This window comes from Rhodococcoides fascians A44A (genome assembly GCF_000760735.1).
GTDB classification, from domain to species: Bacteria; Actinomycetota; Actinomycetes; order Mycobacteriales; family Mycobacteriaceae; genus Rhodococcoides; species Rhodococcoides fascians_E.
Window position 1 is genome coordinate 1120898 of the sequence record NZ_JMEX01000008.1, and the last position, 23416, is coordinate 1144313.

General features: G+C 63.6%; 19 protein-coding genes and 3 tRNA genes. 12 read left to right on the plus strand and 10 right to left on the minus strand.

Annotated elements, in window-relative coordinates:
- Window positions 1–6: 6 nt before the first annotated feature.
- A complete protein-coding gene (locus tag BH95_RS17665) occupies window positions 7–4503 on the minus strand; it encodes a chemotaxis protein CheB (protein ID WP_037183331.1) in 4497 nt (1498 codons plus the stop codon).
- A gap of 196 nt (window positions 4504–4699) precedes the next feature.
- On the opposite strand from BH95_RS17665, the gene car reads away from it, so the two are divergent.
- On the plus strand, window positions 4700–8239 hold the full coding sequence (gene car / locus BH95_RS17670; protein ID WP_037183333.1) for a carboxylic acid reductase: 3540 nt from the start codon (window positions 4700–4702) through the stop codon (window positions 8237–8239).
- A 127-nt stretch (window positions 8240–8366) separates the two neighbouring features.
- Here the strand turns inward: car and BH95_RS17675 are convergent.
- From BH95_RS17675 to BH95_RS17685, 3 genes are all read right to left on the minus strand, one after another.
- A tRNA-Arg gene (locus tag BH95_RS17675) sits at window positions 8367–8439 on the minus strand.
- Between the two features lie 45 nt (window positions 8440–8484).
- Window positions 8485–8574 (minus strand) — tRNA-Ser (locus BH95_RS17680).
- A gap of 73 nt (window positions 8575–8647) precedes the next feature.
- Window positions 8648–9400 (minus strand): dienelactone hydrolase family protein, encoded by a 753-nt coding sequence (locus BH95_RS17685; RefSeq protein WP_019667536.1) that lies wholly within the window; start codon window positions 9398–9400, stop codon window positions 8648–8650.
- 91 nt (window positions 9401–9491) lie between these two features.
- On the opposite strand from BH95_RS17685, the gene hisC reads away from it, so the two are divergent.
- Window positions 9492–10553, plus strand: coding sequence for a histidinol-phosphate transaminase (hisC, locus tag BH95_RS17690; protein ID WP_037160440.1), 1062 nt, complete (start codon window positions 9492–9494; stop codon window positions 10551–10553).
- Here the strand turns inward: hisC and BH95_RS17695 are convergent.
- The 3 genes from BH95_RS17695 to BH95_RS17705 all read right to left on the minus strand — a co-directional run bounded on the left by BH95_RS17695 (window position 10550) and on the right by BH95_RS17705 (window position 12613).
- Entirely contained in the window at window positions 10550–11587 is a 1038-nt protein-coding gene (locus BH95_RS17695) for an alpha/beta hydrolase (protein ID WP_019667534.1), read from the minus strand. The two genes, hisC and BH95_RS17695, sit on opposite strands and share 4 nt — an antisense overlap.
- Before the next feature lie 141 nt (window positions 11588–11728).
- Window positions 11729–12358: a YrhK family protein gene (locus tag BH95_RS17700; protein ID WP_019667533.1), complete on the minus strand. Its 630-nt coding sequence runs from the start codon at window positions 12356–12358 to the stop codon at window positions 11729–11731.
- A 51-nt stretch (window positions 12359–12409) separates the two neighbouring features.
- On the minus strand, window positions 12410–12613 hold the full coding sequence (locus tag BH95_RS17705) for a DUF3072 domain-containing protein (RefSeq protein WP_033189325.1): 204 nt from the start codon (window positions 12611–12613) through the stop codon (window positions 12410–12412).
- Window positions 12614–12724: 111 nt separating this feature from the next.
- On the opposite strand from BH95_RS17705, the gene BH95_RS17710 reads away from it, so the two are divergent.
- The 6 genes from BH95_RS17710 (at window position 12725) to BH95_RS17735 (ending at window position 17347) form a co-directional block, all read left to right on the plus strand.
- Window positions 12725–13075: an excalibur calcium-binding domain-containing protein gene (locus tag BH95_RS17710; RefSeq protein WP_019667531.1), complete on the plus strand. Its 351-nt coding sequence runs from the start codon at window positions 12725–12727 to the stop codon at window positions 13073–13075.
- 75 nt (window positions 13076–13150) lie between these two features.
- Window positions 13151–14062 carry a pseudouridine synthase gene (locus BH95_RS17715; RefSeq protein WP_196249905.1) on the plus strand — a complete coding sequence of 304 codons (912 nt, stop codon included), beginning with the start codon at window positions 13151–13153 and terminating at the stop codon, window positions 14060–14062.
- Between the two features lie 274 nt (window positions 14063–14336).
- Complete coding sequence (locus BH95_RS17720; protein WP_037183336.1) at window positions 14337–14633, plus strand: hypothetical protein; 297 nt, start codon at window positions 14337–14339, stop codon at window positions 14631–14633.
- On the plus strand, window positions 14630–16348 hold the full coding sequence (locus tag BH95_RS17725; protein WP_037183337.1) for an alpha/beta hydrolase: 1719 nt from the start codon (window positions 14630–14632) through the stop codon (window positions 16346–16348). Before BH95_RS17720 ends, BH95_RS17725 begins: the two co-directional genes overlap by 4 nt.
- Window positions 16349–16443: 95 nt before the next feature.
- Window positions 16444–16947 (plus strand): LppA family lipoprotein, encoded by a 504-nt coding sequence (locus BH95_RS17730; RefSeq protein ID WP_244165026.1) that lies wholly within the window; start codon window positions 16444–16446, stop codon window positions 16945–16947.
- Between the two features lie 25 nt (window positions 16948–16972).
- Entirely contained in the window at window positions 16973–17347 is a 375-nt protein-coding gene (locus BH95_RS17735; RefSeq protein ID WP_037183342.1) for a hypothetical protein, read from the plus strand.
- 269 nt (window positions 17348–17616) lie between these two features.
- On the opposite strand, the gene BH95_RS17740 is transcribed toward BH95_RS17735, so the two are convergent.
- Window positions 17617–17703, minus strand: a tRNA-Ser gene (locus BH95_RS17740).
- Between the two features lie 52 nt (window positions 17704–17755).
- Window positions 17756–18253, minus strand: coding sequence for a MarR family winged helix-turn-helix transcriptional regulator (locus tag BH95_RS17745; protein ID WP_026348207.1), 498 nt, complete (start codon window positions 18251–18253; stop codon window positions 17756–17758).
- A gap of 116 nt (window positions 18254–18369) precedes the next feature.
- On the opposite strand from BH95_RS17745, the gene mgrA reads away from it, so the two are divergent.
- Together mgrA and BH95_RS17755 are read left to right on the plus strand one after the other, a co-directional pair.
- The gene (mgrA, locus tag BH95_RS17750; protein ID WP_037183345.1) at window positions 18370–19407 is read left to right on the plus strand and encodes an L-glyceraldehyde 3-phosphate reductase; all 1038 of its coding nucleotides are present in this window, start codon (window positions 18370–18372) and stop codon (window positions 19405–19407) included.
- A gap of 10 nt (window positions 19408–19417) precedes the next feature.
- The gene (locus BH95_RS17755; protein WP_020111823.1) at window positions 19418–20389 is read left to right on the plus strand and encodes an NAD(P)H-quinone oxidoreductase; all 972 of its coding nucleotides are present in this window, start codon (window positions 19418–19420) and stop codon (window positions 20387–20389) included.
- A 65-nt stretch (window positions 20390–20454) separates the two neighbouring features.
- On the opposite strand, the gene BH95_RS17760 is transcribed toward BH95_RS17755, so the two are convergent.
- Entirely contained in the window at window positions 20455–21660 is a 1206-nt protein-coding gene (locus BH95_RS17760) for a cysteine desulfurase-like protein (protein ID WP_019667521.1), read from the minus strand.
- 166 nt (window positions 21661–21826) lie between these two features.
- On the opposite strand from BH95_RS17760, the gene BH95_RS17765 reads away from it, so the two are divergent.
- Together BH95_RS17765 and wzm are read left to right on the plus strand one after the other, a co-directional pair.
- Window positions 21827–22411, plus strand: coding sequence for a bacterial proteasome activator family protein (locus BH95_RS17765; RefSeq protein ID WP_026348206.1), 585 nt, complete (start codon window positions 21827–21829; stop codon window positions 22409–22411).
- A gap of 129 nt (window positions 22412–22540) precedes the next feature.
- A complete protein-coding gene (wzm, locus tag BH95_RS17770; RefSeq protein ID WP_019667519.1) occupies window positions 22541–23416 on the plus strand; it encodes a galactan export ABC transporter permease subunit Wzm/RfbD in 876 nt (291 codons plus the stop codon).

Sequence of the window (23416 nt, forward strand, 5' to 3'; positions counted from 1 at the left end):
CTCGCGTCACATGTGGCCGGAGATCGAATCGATGATGTCCGGCAGGGACATCGGCCGTCCGAGGTGGTAGCCCTGGGCCAGCTCGGCTCCGGACGCCGCTGCGACAGCCGACAACCTCGTGTCCCCCACCCCCTCGATGACCGCCGTGGTCTCCAGAGCGTGTGCGAGCCCCACCGCCGCTTCGAGTATGCGTTCTCCACGTGCGTCTTCGGCAGCGCGTTCGGTCAGCGAACGGTCGATTTTGATGATTCCCGGTTTCAGTTGGCCGAGCAGCTCCAAATTGGAGTAACCGGTACCGAAGTCGTCGATACTGATCGTTGCGCCCAGTCTCTGCAGAAGAGTGAGAACACCGAACGCGCGGTCACCGGGCGTGAGTGTGATCTGTTCCGTGACTTCGACGACGATTTTGTCGAAACCACCGGCCGGACGCCACGCCAGAAGTCTGTCCATCAGGTCGCGTTCACGCAGTTCGGTGGCTGACATGTTCACCGCTACGCGTGGATGGTCCGCACCGAACCGTGTGTGCAGTGTGTCGACGTCCTCGATGAGGCAGTCCAGTACGAGATGGCCGAGGGCGCGGAGTTGGCCGGTGTCGGCGGCGATGTCGATGAATTCGCTGGCACTGATCAGCTCGCCGTCTCGTCTCCACCGAACAAGAGCTTCGATCATCGCTGTATCGCCCGTCGCGATCGAACGAATCGGTTGGTAATACAGCTCGAAGTCGCGGGATCTCACTGCCGCTGAGAGCTGGTGGCGCACAGTTGCACGCGCGTCGGCATCGCGGTCCATCTCAGTAGTGAAGTAGATGTGTTGGTCGCGGCCGTTCTGCTTCGCGGAATACATCGCGACGTCTGCGTTGTGGAGCAACTCGTCAGCTGTGTTGCCGTCGGTCGGTTGTACGGCTATTCCGATGGACGCCGACACGAAGGCGTGGGAGTCGTCGACGACGATCGGCTCGCGTACGACGTTCAATATTCGGTGAACCAGGCTGTCGAGAGCATCGAGATCGTCTGCGCGACTGACGAGTATTGCGAACTCGTCACCCCCGAACCTGCCGATCAGGTTGTCCTTGCGCACTGCACCTTTCAAACGGTGTGCGACGACGCCGAGAACCAGATCACCGTTCCGGTGACCCAACCTGTCGTTGACTTCCTTGAATCCGTCGAGGTCGATCCACAGAACCGCCGATGGTTCGTTGCTCGCAGCGACCACATCCGTGGCACGGGAACGAAAGAACGTGCGCGTGAGAAGGCCGGTCTGCTGATCGAACTGTTCATGCGCGGCCAATTCTGCACTCAGACGACGCAATCGGGAACTGTCCTGGACGACGACAACGGATCGGCCCGCCCCGGCGCCGTCGACGAACTCGACCGACGCCGGAATGGTGTGACCGTCCGCGCGAACCAGAACACGATTCGTAGGTACCCGGTTCTCGTTCTCGTACTGGATCGACGGAACGAGACTGGACAGGGTGCGCCCTGCGAGCGCGTCGGCGGTGTATCCGGTCATAGCTTCGATCACGGGGCTCACCCGCTCGATCCGCCCCCGACCGTCGACGAGAAGCAAACCCAGGGACGAGTTGAGAAACAGGGACTCGATGAGCTTGGCTTGGCCGTCGACATGCACCGCGAGCTTCTGCTGCTCGGAAATGTCGAACGCGCTGCCCACGCGCACCGGTGGCGACCCGTCGGGTGGTTGCATGAAGGTGGCCGACTCGTCGATCCATCGGATCGTGCCGTCCGGTCGGATGATTCGGTACTGGATCTGCCAGCTCGGGTCCGTCGACGCGGAGACAGCGGCTACACGTTCGCGGTCGTCGGGATGCACTGCGGCCAGAAGAAGCGAAGGGTCGGCGAGTACACGAGACCGGTCCAGACCGTACAACTCCTCGACCCGGCGAGTCAGGAGGGTCAACACTCCGGACGTATCGCGTTGCCAGACAAGTTCTCGAATGGACTCGGTGACTATTTCGAGGTTGGTCAATGCCCGTTCGCGTGCCCGCCGCTCGGCTGTGATGTCACTGACGTCGATCACCACCACGATCACGCCGAGGATTTCGCTGTTGTCTCCGCGGTAGGGCTGCGTCTGCATCAGCAAGTCACGCTGGTCGCTTTCGAGCTCGATGATGATCGAATCCCCGCCCAACGTTCTCTGTAACGCTTCGTCCAGTCCGGGAACGGCAATGGCGGTCGGGACCGCACCGAGAGTCCGTCCGATGTCAGACGGGATGAGGGAGAAGAGGCGAACCGCCAGTGGGGTGAAACGAGTGACGCGGAGGTCTCTGTCCAGCAGGATCAGGCCATTGGTGAGGGAACTCTGAATATTCTCCAGGTCGATGTTCGCACGAGTCAATTCGGTTCCACGCGTCGTGAGTTCTTGGTTCAGCGTCGTCAACTCTTCGTTCGTCGCTTCGAGTTCTTCGTTCGACGCCTGTACCTCCTCGGACGACGCCTGCAGTTCCTCCGACGATGCCTGCAGTTCCTCGTTGAGGGCTTGCAGCTCTTCGTTGGCGGTGCTGAGGTCCTCGACTGTCGCCTGAAGTGCGTCGTACACGGTTTCGAGTTCGTCGCTGAATTGAACTGCCGCTCCCACTGTTTCCGGAGCAAGTTCGCCGTGAAGGACTGGTTCGGATTCGAAAGCGACAATGGCACCGTCGCCACTGCTATCGGTGAGGGAGGAGCCGATCCGGGTGACCGATATCCGAGTAGTTGTTTCGTTGGATCGTATCGTTCGGGTCGTTGTTTTCGGTGCACTGTGCTGGACTTGACTGAGCATTGCACGAACAGTCGGGCGGTATTGCTCTTTCAGAAGGTCTACGACGCTGCCACTGTGGACGCCCTCGCTGATCGTGCACCACTGCGCGACATCGCCGACGACCTCGATGAGGATCGACCTGTCGTCGACGATCAGCGCAGACGGAACAACAGATTTGACGATGTCACGGTAGAACTCTCGATCGACGACGGAGGCGTGGGGCGAAACATCGACCTGCTCGGTTTGTTTCGGCGAACGGGCGGCCGGAAAGACGCCGCGAAGCGGAAGGCCGAATACACGAGGATGCTGTCGCCTCCGATAGAGCCGGCGATCGGGGTCGACGACGGTGAATGCTTCATCCGTACGTGGAACGCGTTCACTCTGGCCGAGCAGAAGCAACCCCTTTGGGTTCAAGGCGAACTGGCACAGGTGCAGCACTTGCTCCTGCAGTCGCGGCTGAAAGTAGATCAGCGTGTTGCGGAGAGAGATCAGATCGAGATTGGGAAACGGCGGATCGAACGCGACATTGTGCCGAGCGAACACGATGCACTCGCGCAGCGCGGGAACAATTTCCACCATGCCGTCTACGGTGCGCGTCCACTGACGACGATAGCGGTCAGGAATCTCATCGGCCTCGATCGATGGGTATCTCCCCGCTCGTGCGACAGTCAGTGCTTGCTCGTCGAGGTCCGTGGCGAAGATCTTCACACGGCCCGACAGTTCGTCTGGCCCGATACCGAGAACGTCGGCAGTAAGCATTGCGACTGTGTAGGCCTCTTGCCCACTTGCACAGCCGGGCACCCAGATCCGAATTCGATCGGCTGATGCGTCGACGACTGTGTGCAGATGCTCACGGATACCGTCCCAGATGTCCGGGTCACGGAAGAACGCCGTCACTGTCACGAGAAGCGCCCTCGACAGTGACGTCGCCTCTGCGGGACTGGCGCGTAGAAAACCGGCATACGCAGTCGCGCTTCCAATGTCCAGAAGGCGTTGTCGACGGGCTATCTGACGTCCCAGGGTGGAGGTCTTGTATCCCGAGAAGTCGAGCCCGGTTTCTGCATGCAATGCCTCGAGGACGTCATCGAGATGCGACGGGCTGAGATCGACGGCATCGGCCGGCTCGGCGGTGTGAAAATCACTGTTGTGCATCGACGCGGTGCTGTCGAGGCAGCGCTTCAGTTCCCGAGGTATGTCTTGCGCCGGTGCCTCGATATCCACCGATCCGGTTGCAAACGAGGCCGTCGGCATCGGATCGAAAGCTGCGGTTGCGAGCTCCTGAACCGCGACAAGACCGCCGGCTGACTCGATGGCCTCGACTCCTGATGCTCCGTCGCTCCCGGTCCCGGACAGGACGACGGCAACGGACCTGTCCTCGAACGCCCGTGCTGCCGAGATGAACAGATGATCGATGCTGGGCCACGGCCGAGTGTTCGCGCTGGGGACTTCGATCGCGAGGTGGTGAGCATCGACCGAGATGTCGTGGCCTGGCGGCGCGACGAACACTGTGTCCGCGCGGAGTCGATCTCCGTCCGCAGCTTCGACGACCTGCATGTCCGTCGTACGATCGAGGAGGTGAGCTAGCCCGCTGGATTCTGTCGGTGCCATGTGCTGAGCTACCACGACGCACCAGCCCAGGCCTACCTCGACTGCTCCGAGCATCGAGGTAAGCGCTTCGAGGCCACCAGCCGAACTACCGACAACGATCACCCGCAGCGCCGGCACCGCTTCATTCGAATCCTCGCGCACAAGGCTCCCCTTCGAACGACCACCCGACGGCCTTGCAGGGCCTAGAGTAAGTCACTCTGCCACACGGAGACACTGCTGGTGTGGCGCGCGACAATTACCTGAGCATGTTTTTCCTTCGCCCACCAGCGGACCACCCACTCTATGACCAGCATCACGATTACCGGATTCCCCTCCGGGCATATCCTTACCTTAGGTAATGAAATCGATGCCGATCACGGAGGGGAACTCGCGCATGACTTCCAGTACTGCCACAACCGCCACCGACCACGCATTACGACGCCGCTTCGCCGAACTTCATCGCACCGACGAGCAGTTCCGCTCGGCCGAACCCGATCACGGCGTCGCCGCGGCAGCCCTCGCGCTGAAGCCGAATCTGGCCGCAGTGGTCCAGGAGGTCATGATCGGATACGGCGATCGACCAGCGCTCGGTCGGCGCGCGAGAACCATCGTCGACGGCGCGGCGTCCCTGCTCCCCTCCATCGACACGATCACCTACGCAGAGACATGGGACCGTGCAGGCGCAACGGCTGCCGCCCTCGTGCATGACGAGAACCCGGTTCAGCCAGGTGATTTCGTCGCGACTCTCGGTTTCGCCAGTGTGGACTACGCGATCGTCGAGCTTGCCACCGTGCGACTCGGCGCCGTCGCGGTGCCACTGCAGGCCGGTGCGAGCGCCACGCAACTGATCGACATCGTCGCCGAGGTGGAGCCTGCCGTCATCGCAGCGGACAGCGAAAACCTGGCGGTGGCAACCGAGATCGCCCAGCAAAGCCCCTCGGTACACACCGTGATCGTTCTGGACCACGACGACCGTGTCGACGCCGACCGCGAGCGACTCACCGCCGCACGTGCGCTCGACGCCGTCTCACTCTCGACCCTCGCCGACGTGATCGAGCGAGGCCGAGCACAAGGGCCGTACCCACTCGTCGAATTCGACGATCCCGAGCGCCTCGCCACTCTGATCTACACCTCGGGCAGCACCGGAACGCCCAAGGGCGCGATCCACACCGAGGCCATCGTGACCGGCACGTGGACGGGCGCCTGGCACAGCACGGGCTCGGAATCGGACTCCGATGCCGGTCCAGGATTTCCCGTGATCACCCTGGACTACCTGCCGATGAGCCACCTCGCCGGACGCGGTCTGGTGTTCTCCACCCTTGCTGCAGGTGGAACCGTCACCTTCGCGGGCTCGAGCGACCTGTCGACGCTGTTCGACGACTTCTCCCTGACACGGCCCACCCTGGCGCTTCTGGTCCCCCGGGTATGCGAGATGATTCGCCACACCGCGCTTGCGGAGATCGATCGCCGAGTCGACGCGGGCGCGGACCCGGCGACGGTCCGCGACGTCGTTCTGGGCGAATTCCGACGCGACACCTTCGGCGGCCGCGTGCTCGCCGCTGTCGTCGGCACTGCGCCCATCGCCACCGAGGTGAAGGACTTCGTCGCCGAGCTGCTCGACGCGCAGGTCCAGGACAACTACGGATCCACCGAAGCGGGAATGGTGTTGCACGACGGCGTCGTCCGTCGTCCGCCGGTCATCGACTACAAGCTCGACGACGTACCCGAGCTCGGATACTTCGTCACCGACACACCGCATCCTCGCGGCGAACTGCTGCTGAAGACCGAGTCCATCACGCCCGGTTACTACAAGCGTCCCGAGGTCACGGCCAAGATGTTCGACGCCGAGGGCTACTACCGCACAGGCGATGTCGTGGCTGAACTCGCTCCCGATCATCTCGCCTACGTGGACCGACGCAAGAACGTCCTCAAGCTCGCCCAGGGTGAATTCGTCGCACTTGCACGGCTCGAATCCGTCTTCGGTACCAGCGATCTGGTCGACCAGATCTTCGTCTACGGAAACAGTCAACGGTCCTACTTGCTCGCCGTGGTGGTACCCGCGCCCGGCGTCGACGACCCGGGATCCATATTGGCGTCGCTTCAGACGATCGCGCGGGACGCAGGGTTGAACTCCTACGAGGTACCGCGCGAGGTGATCGTGGAGACCGAGTCGTTCACGCAGGACAACGGACTGTTGTCCGGCGCGGGAAAACAGTTGCGTCCCAAACTCGTCGACCGATACGGCGCGACATTGGAAGCGCGCTACACCGAGCTGGAGGAATCGCAGTCCGGTCGACTTCGCGACCTGCGACGCCGCGGACCCGACGCGCCTGTGCTGGCGACCGTCGGCGATTCGGCGGTGGCACTGCTCGGCTGCGCGGGCACCGACGTGAGTCCCGACGTGCGCTTCGCCGATCTCGGGGGAGATTCTCTGTCCGCCTTGACCTTCTCGAACCTCCTGAGGGACATCTTCGACATCGAGGTCCCCGTCGGAGTGATCACCGGTCCCTCGACCGACCTGAGGGGAATCGCCGACTACATCTCCGCACACCAGGACTCCGATACGGATGCGGTGACGTTCGATTCGGTGCACGGGCGCGGTGCGACGGTGGTGAAGGCATCCGATCTGACCCTCGATGCGTTCCTGTCCACCGACGCACTGAAAGCCGCGCAGGACGCCGACCGGCCTCGCCCGACGACGCGCACGGTTCTACTGACCGGGGCCAACGGTTACCTCGGCAGATTCCTGGCGCTGGAATGGTTGGAACGCATGGCCGATGTGGGCGGGACCGTCGTCTGCCTCGTCCGGGGCCGCGACGCCGCCGACGCACGCGCGCGCCTCGATGCAGCGTTCGACTCGGGAGATGCGGAACTGTCCGCCAGGTATCGAGCCCTCGCCGACGCGGCACTCGAGGTCGTCGCAGGCGACATCGGTGAAAGCCGGCTCGGACTCGACGAGAACACATGGAACTCGTTGGCCACGCGGGTCGATCGCATCGTGCACCCCGCCGCTCTGGTCAACCATGCACTTCCGTACCAGCACATGTTCGGCCCGAACGTTGTCGGTACGGCCGAGATAGTGCGACTGGCCACCCACCACCACCTCAAGCCTGTCACGTACCTTTCCACCGTGGCCGTTGCGGCGGGCGTCGACGAATTCGTCGAGAACGGCGACATTCGGGTGGAAAGCAGCTCGCGCAGCGTCGACGAGTCGTACGCCAACGGCTACGGCACCTCGAAGTGGGCAGGTGAGGTTCTTCTGCGCAATGCTTTCGACGATCTCGGACTTCCCGTGACGGTGTTCCGATCGGACATGATCCTCGCGCACAGTACGTGGTCCGGACAGTTGAACGTCCCCGACGTGTTCACCCGACTGGTGCTGTCGATCGCAGCGACGGGCATCGCACCGAACAGCTTCTACCGCAGCGACACCGGAGCGCCGCTCGACGACGCAGGCCGCCCCCGCGCGCACTACGACGGCCTTCCCGCCGACTTCAGTGCCGCCGCGATCACCACGCTGGGAGGCGACACCGTCGACGGATACACCACCTACGACGTACTCAATCCGCACGACGACGGCATCTCGCTCGACACGTTCGTCGACTGGATGATCGAGTCCGGCAGGAGCATCGAGCGTATCGAGGATTACGACGAGTGGTTTGCGAAGTTCTCCGCTGCCATCGACGAGTTGCCCGAACCGCAGAGGTCGCGATCGCTGCTCCCCCTCCTACATGCATACGAACACCCGGACGTCCCCGCAGCGGGGTCTCATCTCCCCGCCGACGTCTTCCGAGCCGCGGTCCGCGAAGAGTCCGACGACATCCCGCACCTGGATCGGGCGTTGATCGAGAAGTACCTCAGCGATCTCGAACAGTTGGGCCTTCTCGCCCCCGTGTGAGCTGTGGGTGAAGAGGCTTTACACCCGTTCGACACTTCACTGCCGGTCGGACTGCTCTCGGGATAGATCCGGCGCAAAGAGAGAGCCCCTGATCCGCGATAACTCGCAGATCAGGGGCTCTCTTCTGTGCGCCCGAAGGGATTCGAACCCCTAACCTCTTGATCCGTAGTCAAGTGCTCTATCCGTTGAGCTACGGGCGCATGTTATTCAGTTGGTCTTGCTGGCCGGTAGAACTCTACCAACCGTGGCGGAGGCGAGAGGATTTGAACCTCCGGACCCGGTGAAGGGTCAAGTCATTAGCAGTGACTCCCATTCGGCCGCTCTGGCACGCCTCCTAGGCTGCCGGCCCTCTCGGACCGCCGAGGAAGAAGATTACACATGCCTACGCGGTTAACGCAAAACGGCTGGTCAGCGAAGGAATGAGTCGAACCAGTCGAAGATTCGGGTCTGCGCCTCGACGAGGGCAGCCGCCGTCGGATCGCCGTCCTCGGCGCTGCCGGGTGACGGCGGCGCGTCGGCGCGGTGACCGAGGCCGCCGTAGCTGACGACGTTGGTTGCCACGGATGCCTTCGTCGCCGCCTCCCGCAGGCTCTCGATGTGCTCGGGTGGGGTCTTGGGGTCGTTCTCGCCGTACAGGCCCAGCCACGGCGCCTGAAGCGACGGGGCGGCTTCGACCAGCGCGACGGCGTCGTCGTTCAGCGGCTCGAGAATGCCGGCTGCGGCCACGCTGACGGCTGCCCCGATGGGACGGTTGGTCGCGACGATCAGGGCGGCGGTCCCGGCGTCGTCGAACCCGATGACGCCGACGCAGTCCGGATAGACGCCTCTGGTGGTGAGCCAGTCGAACGTGGCGTCGAAGTCGGCGAAGAGGTTCTCACCGAATACTTCGTCGCCGTCGGTGTCGGCGTCGCGGTGGAAGAGGTCCGGCGCGACGGCCAACCAGCCCTCCAGCGCGAGGGCACGCAACAGGTCCAGCAGCGACGCCGGGATCTCGCGGGATTCGTGCAGGACGACGATGCCGCCGCGCACACTGCCTTCGGGCTCGATGGCGGTGAGGGGGACTTTCTGCTGCACCGCAGGTGGTTGCTCGGTGTCGGCTTCCACCACACCGGGGTCGACATCGATTCGGAGCACTGCCACATCCGTGAAGATTCCCGACATGAACCCAAACTAGTGCGCTCGTGCGGCGCTCGCATCAATACCGGCGGACACACAGAAAATGCACATGAACGCCGAGCGCATAATGTGAGCCGTGACTGCTCGCATACGCACCGACCTCGACGCCATCCCCGCCTACGTACCCGGCCGCAACTTCCCCGGGGCGATCAAGCTGGCCAGCAACGAGACCACTCAGGGGCCGCTGCCGAGCGTTCAGGCGAAGATCCTCGAAGCCGCAGCGGGTGTCAACCGCTACCCGGACATCCTGGCCACCGAACTGGTCGCAGCCCTCGCCTCGCAGTTGAAGGTCGCACCGGCGAACGTCGCGGCAGGCAACGGCTCCGTCGCACTGTGCCAGGAGGTCGTCCAGATCACCTGCGAACCGGGCGACGAAGTGGTGTTCGCGTGGCGTTCGTTCGAGGCGTACCCGATCATCACCCGCGTCGCTGGAGCGACACCCGTGCAGGTACCGCTCGACGAGAACCACGTCCACGACCTGGACGCGATGCTCGCGGCAATCACCGACCGCACCCGCGTGGTGTTCGTCTGCAACCCCAACAACCCGAGCGGCACTGTGGTCCGTCGTTCGAAACTGGAGCACTTCCTCGACGCCGTGCCCGCGCACGTCCTCGTCGTGCTCGACGAGGCGTATTTCGAGTACGCCCGCGAGAACCCCGAAGGCGAATACACCGATGGAGTCGAATTGGCGCGCGGCCGTCGCAACGTGCTGGTTCTGCGCACGTTCTCCAAGGCCTACGGGCTCGCCGGGCTCCGCGTGGGCTATGCCGTCGGCGATCCCTCGATCATCACCGCCCTCGGCAAGGTGCGCATCGCGTTCGCCGTCAATTCCGTTGCACAGCAGGCGGCACTGGCATCACTGGCGGCCAAGGACGAGCTTCTGGCGCGCACCGACACTCTGGTCGCCGAACGCGAGCGGGTGCGAAACGCTCTGATCGAATTGGGTTACGACGTCGCTCGTTCCGACGCGAACTTCGTGTTCCTGCCGCTGGGTGACCGATCCGGCGCCTTCGCGGAAGGGTCGGCCGAGGCCGGAGTCCTGTTGCGTGCCTACGGAAACGACGGCGTGCGGATCACCATCGGTGATCCGCACGAGAACGACGCTTTCCTGAAATACGCGGCGACCGCGGCTTTCTAGAGGCCCAGGGCCCGCTCGAGCGTCGGCCAGGACTCACGTAGGTCGTCCTGCCAGTAGACCCACTGGTGGATGCCGTAGGGGCGGTAGACGACGGTCGCGTCGATGTCGAGCGAGCGCAGCCGGGTATCGAACAGAGTGGTGCAGTACAGCGCGGCAGCTTCGAGCGGACCGCCCTGTGCTGCCACCTCCAATCCGCTTCCACCGGGGCCGAGCTCGTAGGGACCGGGCAGCCCGGTGCCGACGGAGATGTAGACGTCCTTGCCGCGCAGTGCTTCTGCGTTACGTGACGGATCGTGCTCGACCCAGCGCAGGTCGGCGTTTTCGCCCCACATGTTGGTTGCGTTGCCGCCGTTCATCGCGACGGTCGCGCGAACGGCGTCCTTCAGGTTGTTCTGCGAGTTGTCGTAGCACCCGCTCAGCCCTGCGACGCCGGTGTAGAGGTCCGGATGACGGGTGATGAGGTCCATCGCAGCCTGCGCGCCCATCGAGACACCGGCGATGGCGTTGGTGCCGTTACCGGAAAAGCGCGCGTCGATCAGCGGCGGGAGCTCCTGCGTCAGGAACGTCTCCCACATGTTCACGCCGAGGATGGGGTCCGGAACGTTCCAGTCGGTGTAGTAGCTGCTCGAACCACCAACCGGGAGAACCACATTGGCGTTCTTGTTGGCGAAGAAGTCGACGATGTCGGTCTTCTGCGTCCACGTACTCTCGGCGTAGTTGGATTCCTTGCCTGCGCTGACGCCGTCGAGCACGTACAGCGTGGGACGCGAGACGGCTTGGGCGGCAGGAAGCAGAACCTGAACTTGAACGATCTTGCCCATCGAGGGCGAATCCACGAAGACCGCGGCACGACGATCGGTCAACATCTCGACTTTGTCGATGCGAGCTGACTTGGCGGGGGAAGTCTGCGAGAACGGTGCCGGGGCCCCCTCGGAGCTACCGGTCCCGGGGAGCGGCTGGGCAGACACCACACCGGACCCGAGTATCGACAAGGCGATACCGGTTCCGAGCGCTGCCAGAACACGACGGTGCATTACTGATCCATCCTCCCCCGTTGCCCCGTCTCCGGCGCAACACGAACAACATCTGTTCCACAAGGTAACTCACCGGTAGGCAGCCGTGCCGCGAGCTGTGGTTCCGCTCACAATAGTCGTAAGGAGGGTCGTACAAAAGTTCTACGAGTTGTTTGGGACTCGTCCCAAAGGCCGCATGAGCAGGGCCGCAGCGAGAAAACACACGGCGCCTGCGAGTGTTCCAAGATTTGCCATCGACGCGTTCTCCGGATCCCCGGTCGCAGGTCTGACGAACGCCCCCACCGCCGAAATTCCGAACGCGATAGACCCGACCATGTTCAACCACGTGCTCCGCCAGTTACGCGCATGCGGATCCCACAATTTGTCCGTTTCAGTGGTCGCCACAACAGCGAGCGCGCTCGCGACGAGAAATGCCGCCGAGCCGAACACGTCGGGACGCCACACCCACTTGTCCGCCTGAGCCGCCGTCAACCCGGCAACCAGGGCGACACCTGTGCTCACGTTGAACAGAACGGTACCCACGAACTGCACGGCAGCCGCCCACCAGTCGAAGTGCTCCACCTTCTCCGACTCCGAACCGGGTACCGGGCGCCCACTGAGCCTCAACGCGATGAAACCCGACGCGGTGAAGAACAACGAACCCACGAAGTAGGTGACGTTGTCGACGTCGATTCCTACCCAGTGCCCATACGCAGGCACCGCGGCCAACCCGAACAGCAGCGAGCCGACGACGAATCCCCATGACTCTCGCCGCAGCCCCTGCACGTTCACCGGCCGATTGTCGCGGTCTCCGCCCGCGCCGTCCTCACCCGTCGGGGATGGTTATCCGCGACCCGTCTCGCCCTGCAGTTTGTCGATCATCTCCGACGCCTGCGCCTTGGTCAGATCAGCCGGCACTTCCTCGCCCGCTTCCTGCGCCAGCGTGTTCAAGTAGCTTTCCTGCGGCCCGGTGATCGGCTCGTCACCGGTCACCCACTGGTCGGGGTCCTTCTCGGGGTTCTGGTTGACCTGCTCGTTTTCGCTCATACGTTCGTATACGCACGATCGTCGGATCCCAAACTCATTCGCGCAGATGATTGACCGTTTGATCACCCCTGGCCGACGATTGAAACCCCCCTCAGCTCAGGAGCCACACCTATGACCGGCAAGACCTCCATGCTCGCCCGCCTCGGACTGGGCGGTATCGCCCTCGCTGCCACGATGGCCGTCAGCCCAGCCGTCGCATCCGCCGATCCCGTCGCAGACTTCCTCTGCAACTCCGGTTCGTCGCAGTTCTGCCCCGTGTTCGTACAGCCGGCTCCCGCGCCGCGTGTCGCTCCCGCACCTCCGCCTGCCCCCGCCCCCCAGGCCGCACCCCGGCCACAGTCCGCGTTCCAGTACAAGAATTGCACCGAGGCACGCGACGCAGGCGCCGCCCCCGTCTACCGCGACGAATACGGTTACGGCCCGCACCTCGACCGCGACAACGACGGCATCGGCTGCGAATAACCCCACGAGTTCGCACTTGTGCAGCTTTCAGGCTGCGTTTTGCCTGCACAAGTGCGAACTGGGTACCGTCGGTCGGTGAGACGACGGCAGCAACCCCCGTTGCCGAAAAGGCACGGCCTGGATCCAGCCCGGGTTCGGATGCCGGAAGACGGCCGCTGGGTGACCGTGCGTGAATTTCTCGTCGCAACCGAAGCGCGGATGTCACCGGACCGCATCGACGAGATGTTCGACGCCGATGCCGTCGTCGACATGCAGGGTCCTGTCAGCCGCGACGCCGCGTACGCCCCGGGCGAGGCCGTCTGGTTCCACCGCGATCTTCCGGTCGAATCCGTTGTCCCGTTCGACATCCCCATCGTCCATCGCGACGACACGATCCTGGTGATCGACAAACCCCACTTCCTGCCGACCATCCCGCGCGGCGGCCACATTCTGCAGACAGCATTGGTGCGGTTGCGCCAGGAATTGGGTCTGCCGCAACTGATTCCGGCGCACCGATTGGATCGCGTCACTGCAGGTCTCGTGCTGTTCGTGATCGATCCGAGCGCACGCGGCCCTTACCAGACTCTGTTCCAGGACCGAAAAGTCCGCAAGGTCTACGAGGCGGTGGCCGGTTACCATCCGGCACTGCACTTTCCGCGTGAAGTATCGAGCCGCATCGCCAGGGAGAAGTACGACTTCGCCGCCCGAGAGGTCTCCGGCGAGCCCAACGCGCACACCACCATCGAACTCGTCGCCCACCGTGATGAACTGGGACACTACCGTCTTCACCCGACGACAGGACGTACCCATCAGCTACGGCTGCACATGAACTCGATGGGGATCCCCATCGTCGGCGACGATCTTTATCCGCGTCCCACCGACCGAGCCGTCGACGACTTCACCGAGCCATTGCAGCTCCTGGCCTCGGAGATGGAGTTCACCGACCCGCTGACCGGAGAACGCAGGCAATTTCACTCAGCTCGACGCCTGGACCACGCGCTGACGTGACGACCGACAAATTCTCGCTGAAGGGGTGGCGGTACAGCTCAGTGTGGATCGACCACAACAGATGCGGGATGTCGGTCCGCGTCTCGATCGCCGCGTTGCAACTCGTCGCGCACCCGCTTCACCCGAATTCCCGAACCACATAAAGATCGAAAATCTTCAAGACCGACAACCCATCGGCCGAATCGCTGTGAGTTCTAGCTGGCGTCGGCGTGTTAGCCTGCTGGCGATATGGCGCTGGTTCGATCGCGCCGATGGATTCGCTGGGGGGCGAGAAGTGGGCGAAACGCTGGCAGTCGATCTCGAAGGGCTTCGAGCGCTCGGTAGAACACTCGCCGATACGGCGAGTGCGATGAACGCAATCAGCGTCACGGCGACGGTCACGATGCCGGGTTCGCCGATCGCCCCGGCCTCGGAGCAGTGCACCAGGACCACGGCCGACGCCTACACACGCATCGCCGGCAACGTCGCCGAGATGTCGGCAGCGTGCGAGTGGAACGCAACGAGCTACGAGGACATCGACCAGGCCTTCGACTCCCAGCTGCAACGCTACGGCAACGGTGTCCCTCAGTGACCACGATCTCGCACGTCCGCCTTTGCCAACCGAGCTCGATGCTCGACTACGCCACGTCCCTACTGGCGTCGAACAGTACGTTCACCGATCAGATCCTCCGGATGGATCGTGCGGTCGACGCAGCGATGAACACATGGCAGGGGGAGGCGGCAGCAGCCGCGTCGGCGCGCAGTCTGTCGGAGAGCCTCGCCGCCTCGCACATCGACACGGCCGTCATCGCCATCGCCGAAGCGCACGCCTCCCACGGAGGAATACTCGACGGCATCCGCATGTCCCTGTTGGCCATCGTGGACCTCGAGGCACCCGGTGCCGGTATGACGGTGTTCGACGACGGCACCGTGACGGCCCCGACTGTTCCACTCGGTAGCGCTGTAGTTGTCTCGATGCTCCTGCAGAGCACACTGGACGCGCAGGCCGACGCCGTCGAGGTACGCATCAAGGCACTTCTCGTTCAGTTCCGAGAAGCCGAAATGCAAGCGGCGCAAGAAATTCGAGTAGCGCAAGAGCGTCTCGACGCGACCGGATCGCCCGGGGCTGCAGCCATCAGCCCGGTCGTATCGGACATCGTCAGCGGCAAGACCTCGCTGCCGTCGGACCCGGCGCAGTTGCACGAGTTGTGGTCCACGTTGTCACCGGCCGACAAGGATGCGCTGTTCGCTCACGACAACTACATCGGCAACCGCGACGGCCTCCCCGTCGTCGATCGTGATCACTACAACCGAATCGAACTCGACGACGAGCTGACTCGCGCCGAGGCCTGCGATCCGACCGTGTCGAATCGGCTCGAGGACCTACAGGCCGTCCGGGACACCGTCGAGAAAGACCCCAACCGGATGCTGATGCTCCTCGATACTCGGTCGGGTGCGCAGACCCACGCGGCGGTGGCGGTCGGAAACCCGGACACCGCAGAGCACGTGTCCGTCACCACGCCGGGTTTGAATACCACCGTCGGCGGTGCCATCGGTGCCATGACCGACGAAGGCCAACAGATGAAGACGACCGCAGAGAAGCAACTCGACAACATACCGGGCCATGCGGGCGAAACGGTGTCGACCATCGCCTGGATCGGGTACGACGCACCGCAACTCGACAAAGACAACTACTTCTCCGAGGAGAGCATTGCGGGGGCAATCCAGGTGGCGCAACCATGGAACGCGCAGGCAGCCGCGCCCGACCTGTCGCAGTTCTACGAGGGCATCGACGCGTCGAACCACGACGGCGACCCACATCTGACGGCTGTCGGGCATTCGTACGGGTCGTTCACCACCGGGCTCGCGCTCCAAGAGACTCCCGAGGGAATCGTCGACGATGTGATGGTCTACGGGTCCCCCGGCCTTGGTACCGGCCATGACTTCGTCGACAGCAGCCTCGACAAGCTCAACATCGCACCCGGGCACGCGTACGAGATGACCGCGCACGACGATCCCGTCGCGCACATGAACCGCTTCGGATGGAGTCCTGGTTACATGTCCGAATTCACCCACCTCGACACCGATGCGACGACCACCGCCGACGGAGTGGCGCGCCAAGGAGCGACAGGGCACAGCGAGTACCCGAGGTCGAGCGACAACGGCGAATTGCGTACCTCCGGTTACAACACCGCCGTTGTCATCGCCGGTCTGGCCGATGTGCCGGGCCAGCTCGTGACCGGTGACTCGGCAATGAAAACCGGAGGTATCGACATTCTCGACGGGCTGGTCGGCCTGACCCGATGATGCGCAAGAGACGAACGACCGGTACCCGATCACGACGGTGGATGACGGCATTGACCGTCGCCTCAGTCGTTACGTTGACAGGATGTGGATCAGACGTGCTCGACAACCCGTACGAAAAATCCGACCCGGCCGTGACGACGGACTCAGCCGCGATCCTAAAGACGTTGCCGTCGCTCGAGGACACCGAAGCGCAGCTCGAGAGTGCCGTCGTGCAGATCGGAGCATTCGTGGACACCCTGGTGCCCGGCATGAGGTGGACCTGGATACGCGAGCGAAGTGTCGGCGGCTGCGGCCGGCCGTTCGATGGGACCGACGGTGACGATGTCCAACTGAAGAATTATGTGTCGGAGGGGCCGATCCCGGATGCGGTATGGCCGCAGGTGTTCGAGTTCGCCACACGTGTCGCCACGGCTGCGGGCGCGACCAAGGTTCAGACATTCCACGACGATCCGGACAACCACGAGGTCCGCTTCTACAGCCCGGAACGAACGGCCATCTTCATCGGCAGCCGAGGTGCCGTAATTTCGGCGAGCACGGGATGTCGCCTGCCACAGGCGAAGATGTCAGGGGCGCAGGCTCCGGTCACGCCGACCCCGTGATCGTCTGCTCGTCGAGGGAGTCCAGATGACGATGTCGAGCAGTGAATTCGACGAGTTGGGCGCGAAAGTGCAACGCGCACAATCGGTTGCGCGCGAGATTCGTGGTGTCGGCAGGGTCGGTGATATCGCCGTCGAGGTCGACGCCGAGAACCGACTCGTCGCACTGCATCACCCAGATGCCGACCTAATCCTGGCTGCGTACCGAGCCGCGCTACTCGACAAGCAGCCACAGTTGGACAAGGCGATGCGGGATCTTCTCAGCGACCCCGATGCCCAGGCAATAGCCTCGTTCGTCGATAGCTACGCCGCCCGCACACAGGCTGAACCGGCGCAGACTCTCGAGGTCGACGACATGTACTTCCAAAGCATCCGACAGGATCCGCTCGGTCGGGATCGGTGAACGGCGACTTACTGCAAGCACTCAGCATTGGAACTCGTGACACACGCCGTCCGATCGCAAGGACCGTCGTACCAACGTAAGTACGAAGCAAGGTCCAGGCTACCTACCCTCACCTCGTATCGGATGTCCCCAAGCGCCACTATATCCACGCCTTGTCGCAACGCTATGGCACGAACCGACTGAGGACGTGTCACATATGTGTCGTACCGGCGTACGGCTAAATGCGTCGATGCCGGGGGCGGTTAGGCGAAACCGCCCCTGACATGCTGCGGAAGCGGAGGGATTTGAACCCCCGGACGCTTTTGGACGTCTCTCGCTTTCAAGGCGAGTGCATTGGGCCGCTCTGCCACGCTTCCATTGTCTTCTCGACGCAGACGATCCTAAACGGTTCTGCTGGCCCGGGGTCAATCACCCCCGGCTCGTCGGGCTGCCCATCGCTGCGTCGACCTTTTCGAAGATGTCGCCGAGAACCGCGAGTTCACGGGCGGTCAACAGATCGACGAGATGCTTCCTGACGCTGGTGACATGAGTAGGTGCAGCTTCCTCCAACCGGCGGCGACCCATGGCGGTGATGACGGCAAGGACACCCCGCCCGTCGTCGACGCACGTGCTGCGTTCGACCATGCCGTCTGACTCCATGCGCCTGATCTGATGCGTCAGGCGAGACCTCGACGACAGGACACCGTCGGCGAGGTCGCTCATTCGTAGCGACCCATCGGATGATTCCGACAGCATGACGAGGATGCGATATTCCGCCATCGTCAGGTTGTGCGCGTCCTGCAAATCCTTGTTGAGTACCCCCTGCAATCGTTGGCCGCCGTCGATATAGGCGCGCCACGCTCTCATTTCCGCAGCATCTAACCACTGCGGGTCCCCCCCTGGACCAAAGGATCGTTCGGCCGTCACCCGACCATATTAGGCATCAGAGCTACCGATGAGTAGATCAGCTGTCCCTTCAGGTCATTCCGTGGGCCACGCTCCCGCTCGATGTCCGTTTCGGGCGGTCGGAATAGGCTCGGTGCATGTCCGAACCTCATATCGATCCCCCGTACGTCGCGGCTGCAGATCGCTACGACTCGATGCAGTATCGGCGAACCGGCACCAGCGGCCTGAAACTCCCGGCGATCTCGCTCGGCCTGTGGCACAACTTCGGCGACGACGCGCCGCTGCAGACCCAGCGCGCGGTTCTCCGTAGAGCATTCGACCTGGGGATCACCCACTTCGACCTCGCCAACAACTACGGACCTCCGTACGGCAGCGCCGAGAAGAACTTCGGACGCATTCTGCGCGAGGACTTCGCCGGCTACCGCGACGAACTGGTCATCTCCAGCAAGGCCGGGTGGGACATGTGGCCGGGGCCGTACGGCTTCGGCGGATCGCGGAAGTACCTCCTGTCGTCGCTGGACCAATCGCTGCACCGAATGGGCCTGGACTACGTCGACATCTTCTACAGCCACCGCCCCGACCACGAGACACCCCTCGAAGAGACGGCAGGGGCGTTGATCAGCGCAGTGCATCAGGGCAAAGCGCTGTACGTCGGGATCAGCTCCTACACACCCGAGAACACGACGAAGATGGCCGAACTCCTGTCCGCCGCCGGGGTGCCCCTACTGATCCACCAGCCGTCGTACTCCATGGTCAACAGGTGGATCGAGGACGGGCTGCTCGACGCCCTCGCGTCGATCGGCGCAGGCACCATCGCGTTCTCGCCCCTCGCGCAGGGCATGCTGACCGACAAGTATCTCGACGGAATCCCCGATGGCTCACGCGCAACACAGGGCAAGTCGCTGAACCCCGACTGGTTCACCGACGACCACCTCGCCCACCTGCGCAGCCTGAACGACATCGCGTCCTCACGTGGCCAGACACTCGCGCAGCTCGCGCTGAGCTGGGCGCTGCGAGACCCTCGCGTGACGTCGGTACTCATCGGAGCATCGAGCGTCGAGCAGCTCGAGAACAACGTGGGTGCACTGGAGAACCTCGACTTCTCGGCGGACGAACTGAGCCGGATCGACGAGCACGCTCGGGACTTCGGCATCAATCTCTGGGATATCGGGTAAGGAGACAGGCATGCATGCGATAACGCTGAAAGAGTTCGGGGCCCCCGACGTGATGCAGTGGACCGAAGTGGCGGACCCACGGCCCGAGCGCGGGCAGGTCATCGTCGACGTCGCAGCCACCGCGGTCAACCGCGCCGACCTGATGCAACGCCAGGGCTTCTACCCGCCACCGCCCGGGGCGAGCGAAACGTTGGGACTCGAATGCTCGGGGATCATCTCCGAACTCGGTGAAGGAGTGCACGACTGGAAGGTCGGAGACAAAGTCTGCGCCCTCCTCGCCGGCGGCGGGTACGCCGAGCAGGTCGCCGTCCCGTCGACTCAGCTGTTTCCCATCCCAGGAAAGCTCGATCTCCATGCGGCAGCGGCACTTCCGGAAGTGGCGTCGACGGTCTGGTCCAATCTGGTGATGTTCGGCGGCCTCCGCTCCGGTCATGTGGTTCTCCTCCACGGCGGCGGAAGCGGCATCGGAACGCACGCTATCCAGGTCGCCAAAGCATTCGGCGCCACCGTCGCCGTGACGGCCGGATCGCGCGAGAAGCTCGACTTCTGCGCATCCCTCGGCGCGGACATCCTCATCGACTACAAGAACGAGGACTTCGTCGAGAAACTACCCGACGGAGCCGACCTGATTCTCGACAACATGGGCGCGAAGTACCTGGGGCGCAATGTAAATGCTCTTGCCAAGGACGGGAAGCTCATCACCATCGGGATGCAGGGCGGCCTGAAGGGTGAGCTCGACTTCGGTGCACTTCTGGCCAAGCGCGGCACCGTTCACGCCGCAGGTCTGCGTGGTCGACCGGAAACCGGAGCGTCGAGCAAGGCGGACATCGTCGCTGACATGACTGCACGGTTGTGGCCGCTGGTCGAGGAAGGCGCCGTCGCCCCGATCATTCACGCCGAACTACCGATAACCGATGCGGCAGAAGGCCATCGACTGCTCGACGCCGACGCGATCGGAAAGGTCGTCCTCCGCGTCTCGTGAGTGGAAATGTCGGCCGTGGGCCACTGGAGCGGAGCCAGCGGAGCGACCCGAGGACACATTTCCGCTCACATACGGAGCTTGGACAACGCTTTGGAAAGCTGATCGATCTCGTACCGCGTCGTGTACGGCGCGAGCCCGATCGTCACCGCACCACCCTCGTCGTTGACCCCCAGGGCATCCAGAAGCCTACTGCCGCTATGGATTCCACTGACGGTGCCGATGCGGTTCTGCGCGAGGTGCTCGGCGACCTTCTCGGCGGACGTGTCCGCGACGGTGAAACTCAACGTCGGGATACGGCTGGGAGCGTCGCCGAGCACCATGACGTGGTCCAGCTTCTCCAACGATCGCAACAGATAATCGAACAGCCGGTCGTGGTAGTCCTGCAACGACCCGATGGACAGCTGCAAACGCTCGCGACGGGTACCCGTCGCGGAGTCGTCGAGATTGGCCAGATAGTCCACCGATGAGACGACACCGGCGAGCAACGCGTACTGATGGCCCGACACCTCGAGCCGCTCGACGCCCTTCGCGAACGGATTGAGCGACATCGACGGAATTCGATCCAGCAGACCCGGATCACGGAAGACGAGCGCGCCCACCTGCGGACCACCCCACGCCGACGCCTGGACGGCGACGACGTCGGCACCCAGTTCCTCGATATCGACGTGCGCGTACGGGGCCGCGCCCGCGGCGTCCACGACGATCAGGCCGCCGACGGCATGAACACGATCGGCCGCGACACGCACGTTCGGGGCCGACCCGACGATGGGCGAGGCCGCGGTCATTGCCACCAGGCGAGTGGTCGTGGTGATGAGTTCTTCGAATTGCCAGCTGGGGAGTTCGCACGTGTCGATCTCGACCTCGGCCCACCGGACCTGAGCACCGTAGCGGTTGGCGATGCGCAGCCAGGGCGCCACGTTCGCTTCCTCGTCGAGGCGCGACAGCACAAGACCCGTTCCCAGCCCGAGACGCGACGACATGGACTCGGCGAGCCACGCGAGCATCGTCGCGCGATCAGGGCCGAGAACGACACCTGCGGGATCGCCGCCGACCAGATCCGCTATCGCCTGCCGCGCGGCGTCGAGCAAACCAGCGCTGCGACGAGACGACAGGTGACCCGAAGTGTGAGTTGGCGCACTTCCGCGAAACGCTGTGGACACGGCGGTCGACACACGGTCGGGGATCTGCATACCGTTCTGCGGATCGAGGTGGATCCAGCCGTCGCCCAACGAGGGAATGGATCCCCTGACTCGTGCGACGTCGTACCCCATGCCGGACACTCTAAGCGCCGATTTCGTGAGCGTGTGTTCCACATCCCTTTTTCGGATCGACCGCCTGGCTGTCTTGCACGCTTGTCTTCCCTCCTCAACGACCCGAAACAACAATAATCGGCCCCGCTCATCGCGCAATCCCACCGAAACCGGAAGGATGGCGAACATGACGCACTCGGACTCGCACTCGAATCCAGAAGCCGGCGACCACGTCGTCGTGATCGGTCCAGACGGACAGCCTCTCGCACTCAGCCGGGAAGAGGCAACCGCCGCCGCGGCCCGCGCCGCAGGCACCGACAACGTGGAGAACGGCGAAACGCCCTTGTCGGACATGGTCGAGCAACCGGCGAAGGTCATGCGCATCGGCACGATGATCAAACAGCTCCTCGAAGAGGTGCGGGCAGCTCCTCTCGACGACGCCAGCCGCGCACGACTCAAAGGCATCCACCAGTCCTCGATCCGCGAACTCGAACAGGGCCTGGCCCCCGAACTCCGCGAGGAACTGGAACGCCTGGCCCTTCCCTTCGGCGAGGACGCCATCCCGTCGGACGCCGAACTGCGCATCGCGCAGGCCCAGCTGGTCGGCTGGCTGGAAGGGGTGTTCCACGGAATTCAAACCGCCCTGTTCGCCCAGCAGATGGCAGCACGCGCCCAACTCGAACAAATGCGCCAAGGCGCCCTGCCTCCCGGCGTCGCCATCAACCCCAGTGGCCCAGGCCACACCGGCGGCGGAACGGGCCAGTACCTGTAGCGCTGGGCAGGAGTGGAGCCTGCGGAATGACCCAGGGAGGCGGCGGGAGTGGAGCCTGCGGAATGACCCGGGGCTGGGCAGGAGTGGAGCCTGCGGAACGACCGTCGGGAGCGGGTAAGGTCGACCGTCGTGTCAGCTCCAGCGAAGGAACCCGAGAACGAGACAGGAGAGCGTGTGAGCGTCCCTGTTTCGGATTCGCAGACGTACAAGCGCGCATTCCGCGATCTGAAGACCGGGTTCAATCAGCGTGAGCTGTGGCTCCACCTCGGCTGGCAGGACATCAAGCAGCGATACCGACGCTCGGTCATCGGCCCGTTCTGGATCACCATCGCCACTGCAGTCCAGGCCACCGCCATGGGCCTGCTGTACTCGGTGCTGCTCGACATGGATCTGAAGACGTTCCTGCCGCACGTGGCCGTCGGTTTGATCATCTGGAACTTCATCAGTGCGGCGATCCTCGAGGGCGGCGATGTCTTCGTCGCCAACGAAGGCCTGATCAAGCAGTTGCCGTCGGCGCTGTCGGTGCACGTGTATCGGCTGGTGTGGCGTCAGATTCTGCTGTTCGCGCACAACCTGATCGTCTATGTGATCATCATCGCGATCTTCCGACCGACGTTCCACTGGACCGACCTCGCGGCGATCCCGGCCTTCGCGCTCATCGCCATCAATGCCGTCTGGGTGGCGATGCTGTTCGGCATCGTCGCAACGCGCTACCGCGACATTGCGCCGATTCTCGGGTCCATGGTCACGCTGCTGTTCTTCATGACACCGATCGTGTGGACGACGCAGGGGCTACTCAACCAGGGCGGACAGGCCGCCGAGCGCGCCCGCCTCGTCGAGATCAACCCGCTCTTTCACTACCTGGACATCCTCCGAGCCCCGATGATCGGTGAGCCCCAGGAGGCCTACCACTGGTACATCGTGATCGCCTGCACCATCGTCGGCTGGCTCCTGACCATTTTCGCTCTCAAGAAATTCCGGGCCCGAGTGCCCTACTGGGTTTAG